Here is a 4,720-nt window from a genome sequence, read left to right as displayed (position 1 = left end):
AGTTCACTGCATCAGTTACTGTGCGAGTTGAATCCTTCTTCGTCTTTTGGAACAAAGTAGTAGACCTCCTAAACGGGTCCGTTGAGAGCCATATGCCCATATAAACACTACTGAGCTGTGGGGAAATTCCGTAGTCGGTGGAAAAATAGACAGGTGTACGGCGATTAAAACAGTTGATAGAAGGACGAGACTGGTGAACGATGTCATGCGGGGTGCCGCATTGCCTCCCGAGTACTCCCAGCTTTTGGCGGACTTTCCTCGGTTTTCCGCAGATGTCATTCCTCACGACGGTGCTGCGGATTGGCACCTTTCAACCGAAGCTGTAGCTGCCGGAATTGAGGCCGGGAGAAAGCTGTTTCCCATGCCTGAGGTTGCGGGCGATACCCGTTTCCAAGCGCAGTTGTGGTGGTGGTCCATGTGCGGAGCATTGGTGGGGCCATCGCTGGCATGCGTGTTGGTTTCCGATCGAGTTCCAGTGTGGCAGTGGTCTTCTTGGTTCACATTTCTCCGAGATGACTATTGGGTTGGGTTCCAAGCTCAACAGTTTGAAAGCATTTCTGCTGAGGATGCGGATGAGCTGAAGGATTCCGGCGAAGCACTGGCCCATTTCTTGGAGCCGTTGGCTCAGGTTGTTGGAGAAGTCGGGGAAATCAAGCCTGCTCCTCTTTGGGCCGTGGCTGCCGATGCCGTAGCTAATGCCGCAATATCCGCCGGTAATGAGCTGATGGAGCCCTGGCGCGGAGCGCTTATTGGCAAACATGTCGTTGAGGGAATACAGCGAGTACATCGGGTTCCTCTTCCTCGTTTCATGGATTCCTGTGGAGGCGAGGTGCGCCCCTGGGACGAAGCCGCCGCGGAATCGGGAGAAGAACCGGACTTCGATGTAGTTACTCACCTGGAGAGAGCTACTTGCTGCATGATTTATCACAGCCCAGACGCCGATCTGTGTGTCTCGTGTCCGAAACGTTCGCGTGAGGAACGCCATCAACTCTGGGCACGCTACTGAGCGCTCTGTTTTCGAGAATCGACAGCTGGCGGCCTGTCCCTCAACCGGCCGCGTTGGCGGCTTTGATGTAGCACGCGCACTGCCGGCGTGATCTTTCGCAGCAATTGCCGGGGGCATGAGCCACCCCATGATTGCGCGTTTGTCGCTACGATTGGCTGCGGGTAGAGGCCAATTATCTTTCAAGGGAGGATTCCACCCATGAGCTTTTTCGAGCAGATTGCTGCGGCACTGGACCGCGAGGGCATTGAAAGTCGTGTCAACGATGACACCCTCTTCGTTCCCATTACCTCTGACCTGGAGGTTCAGTTCGTCACCATTGATGAGGACATCCCGGCTGCCGAAGTTTACGTAGCCGCTGCCGATGTGGATGATGAGGACGACGAGTTCGAAGCTGTTCTGGTCTCCGCTGTATTCTCCGTCGAAGACGCCGTCGCAGCAGTCGCTCACCATGTAGCTACTGACCAGGTTGTTGGCCTGCTTCGCACTCTGCTCGATGGCGACGATGACCGCATTGCTGACCTGGAGTTTGAACAGGACCCCGAAGAGGCAACTCTGGTTACCTCCGAAGTTGGTACCTCCTCGTTGGTACAGGTTTTGGTAACTGCCCACAACAACGAGCCCAGCGCACACGTCCGCTTCATCTCCCAGGACGCAAACTTGGACGACATCGTCGATCAGGCCATCGCGGAGTTCTGGGACTCGGACACCGAAACGGTTCTCACCGATGATGACCGTCGCAAGATGTTTGCTGACCTCTACTCTGACATCCAGACCTTGCGCAATGAGGTTCTGACACTGGGCACCTTCAAGGACTTTGACAAGCTGATGGATGTCCTTGCGCTCGTGGTAGACCGCGCAGAGGAATGGGAAGATCAGCTGGCACCCGTCGATGACGGGTATGCAGAGTACATCTACTCTGATCACGTTGCCTCCTTGGACGAGGATGATGACGACGACGAGGACGATGATGACCTCTACGACGATGGCGACTATGACGACGAGGACGACGAAGAAGGCGACGACAGCGAGTAGCTATACTGCGGCAGCGCTGTGACTAGTGCTAAGCCGCTGATGGGCGAGAAGAAAAGAGCTCGCTAGGACACGGCAGTGGCCGCGCGTCCCTGGTGCCAATCCAACTATAACGGCGCCCGGGGAGTGCGAGGTCAGTGCCGTTTTCGTGTATCTTGCTGCAGTCCTGCGCACGATGGAGAGCCTCGGCTACAGCCCGAGTGCGTCGGCGGTTTTCTTCCCGTGTCCGATTCGAACCGCCAATTCCGCGGAGGACTACCTCCGATGAGGATTCCACCTTGACGGAAACGGAGTACATGAACATGGGCTCATCCTTCAGGATGAAGTATTCCGCGTGCACGTCGGCAAGCTGAGAGACCAGTGCGCGAGGAAGCGCTATCCGTGACGCTCGGACGGTGACCACAGGCCCGTCGGGAAGCGAGAAGGTGTGATCCAGCGCGCCGGGCCAATGCCTACGGCCGATGGTGGGGTGGCAGAGGATTGTGCGGATGAGGGCGAGGTCTTCGAAACATTCTGCACGGTAGGTAGCGGATAGCGGGGGAAGGGCTAGGCGACGGTGAATGGGAAACTCGTTTGTTGTACTCATGGCTCACAAATTATCGAACACCCCGGACTCATTTTTTCGAACGCCTAGAACTCGTGTTCGAAATAAGATTAGTATCAGTGGGCCACCCAAGTGGGGGTAGTCAATTGGCTAGGTGTTTGGTGTTATTGCAGGGACGCGTGGGGTTGTGGAAACGATTCGATAACGACTTTTGTAAAAGCCCAAGAGTCTGAGAAAACACTATTTCCGGGGGTGGGGTGGTGGATTAGTGTGAGTAGTGGCCCTAAAGAAAAACTAAAAATCTGAAAGATTCGTCTCAATGAAGCACGCAAGAAGTCGACTGGCGGTAGCGGCTTTCGCAGCACTTTTGTCCTTGGTGGCCCCGGTCGCTGCACATGCTGTCGTGGTTGGTCCGGGTGACCCGATTCGAACTCCCATGGAGGGAAGTCCGTGGGATGGGTATCGAAATATCAACTCGCCGATGTGTTCGGCGGGTGTTCCGGGGACGGTGACGGACCGCAACGGCGAGAAGTATCGGGTCATGTTGACCGCAGGGCACTGCCTGAATGATGCTCCGGATGTGGGTCTGCCAATCGTCACTGGTGAGGTGTATGTGCCAACCACTGAAGGTGATAAGCGCATTGGTACCGCAGGTGCCCATCGTTGGGAATTGCCGCAGGAAGATGCCGGACTGGAGTCGTTGCCGGCAGGCTTTAATGGCGCGGACTACGGAATAATCAACCTGGATCCGGACGTAGAGACTACCGGCGCAAGTTACTCCATTGATGAAAATGGTCAGAGCTACGGGGAGCCGGTAGTGATGACTGGCATTCAGGACAATGAAGACCTGCCGCGTGGCGAAGTCTCCTTCGATAATCTTGGCAAGCCTATCTGCAAGGACGGTATGCGCACCGGACGGGCCTGTGGATACCAGGTATTCCGAGCTCGAAACGGCATCTGGACGGTTGGTATTGGCGTTGATCACGGTGACTCTGGCGGAAATGCCTACGACCCGACCACAAATGAAGTTATTGGCGTGAATTCGATGACCTTCGGTCCGGTCTCGCGTGTGATGCCCGCAGATATTGCCATTCAGGAGGCCTACGGTATTCCCGACGGTCAAGTAAACGACCACTTCGAGGTATCGGATTCCACGGCTCAGCGCGACTCCACCTATCGCACCCTCAACGAGGATATGGCGGCGGATCAGGAGTATGTCCGGGCGCAGGATTCACAGGATTCACAGGAAGGTTCTGTACCGCAGCTAGTCGATCTCGTGGACCAGCTGCCGCAGTTGCCGAAACTCCCTGAGCTGCCACAATCGCCCCAATTGCCACAATCGTCACACCTGTCTGGGTCGCCTCAGTTGGCAGAAATTCAGCTTCCAAGCTTTGAGAGCTAGCACCAGTCTGAGAATCTGACAAAAATCACCCCCGAACCGTTAAGAGAGCCAGAATCATCCAAGGCGGATGGTTCTGGCTCTTGCATTGCTGTTGAGCAAACTTTTTGATGTCTAATGAGTCTGAAATGAAGACGAATGAACGGTTCCTCGACTGAGAATTTCACCCTAGGTTTCATTTTTGGAGAGCTTTGTAAAGGTGTCCCTAATACACTGAGTGGGACAAGTTTTCTGTACAGAAATGGAGTAGCGCACACTATGGCCAGTTCGAAGAAGGTCGCCACACTCACGGCTGCACTGTCGGTAGCTGCAGGTGGCTTTGTGCCCGGAATCGCGGTAGCTGAGGCTGCACCGGCAAACTCGGATGTTGTCATCGGCCCGGGTTCGCCGTTGCGGATGCCGTTCCCGAGCAGCAAGAACATCGACGGACGTCATGTTCAGTCTCCGATGTGCTCTCTGGGAGTTCCTGGCACCGTTGTGGATCAGAATGGTGTTTCGCATCGCGTCATCATGACTGCCGGCCACTGTGTTGTGGCGAAGGATACTGAAACCGGCGAAGAGGTCACCGGCCAGTTCTTCATCCCAACCAAGGACGGCGACAAGCTGGTCAACAAGGACTACATGGGCACCGATGTCATGCCGGAAGAGAGCGACTTCGACGAAAACACCACTATGCCGGAGTTCTTCAACGAGCTCTTCAATAGCGGTGACTACGGCATCATTGAGGTTCAGGACGACATTA

At 55.3% G+C, this 4,720-nt stretch carries 4 protein-coding genes and 1 pseudogene; 4 read left to right on the top strand and 1 reads right to left on the bottom strand.

Annotation, left to right across the window (positions count from 1 at the left end; translation table 11 throughout):
- Positions 1 to 193 precede the first annotated feature (193 nt).
- Positions 194 to 1,006 (top strand): (2Fe-2S)-binding protein, encoded by an 813-nt coding sequence (locus HMPREF3011_RS06915; RefSeq protein ID WP_038628390.1) that lies wholly within the window; start codon positions 194 to 196, stop codon positions 1,004 to 1,006.
- 198 nt (positions 1,007 to 1,204) lie between these two features.
- A complete protein-coding gene (locus HMPREF3011_RS06910; RefSeq protein ID WP_038628393.1) occupies positions 1,205 to 2,038 on the top strand; it encodes a hypothetical protein in 834 nt (277 codons plus the stop codon).
- A 28-nt stretch (positions 2,039 to 2,066) separates the two neighbouring features.
- Here HMPREF3011_RS06910 and HMPREF3011_RS06905 read toward each other — a convergent pair whose 3' ends face one another.
- Positions 2,067 to 2,621 (bottom strand): hypothetical protein, encoded by a 555-nt coding sequence (locus tag HMPREF3011_RS06905; RefSeq protein ID WP_038628397.1) that lies wholly within the window; start codon positions 2,619 to 2,621, stop codon positions 2,067 to 2,069.
- 277 nt (positions 2,622 to 2,898) lie between these two features.
- Here HMPREF3011_RS06905 and HMPREF3011_RS06900 point away from each other — a divergent pair, with 277 nt between their 5' ends.
- The gene (locus HMPREF3011_RS06900) at positions 2,899 to 3,981 is read left to right on the top strand and encodes a chymotrypsin family serine protease (protein ID WP_246821454.1); all 1,083 of its coding nucleotides are present in this window, start codon (positions 2,899 to 2,901) and stop codon (positions 3,979 to 3,981) included.
- A 255-nt stretch (positions 3,982 to 4,236) separates the two neighbouring features.
- Positions 4,237 to 4,720: pseudogene (locus tag HMPREF3011_RS06895) on the top strand (hypothetical protein); the annotation flags it as partial.

It is taken from the genome of Corynebacterium sp. HMSC074C04 (genome assembly GCF_001838295.1).
Taxonomy (GTDB): domain Bacteria; phylum Actinomycetota; class Actinomycetes; order Mycobacteriales; family Mycobacteriaceae; genus Corynebacterium; species Corynebacterium amycolatum.
The sequence above is the reverse complement of the archived record's forward strand: the minus strand, read 5'-3'. Positions and strand labels throughout refer to the sequence as shown.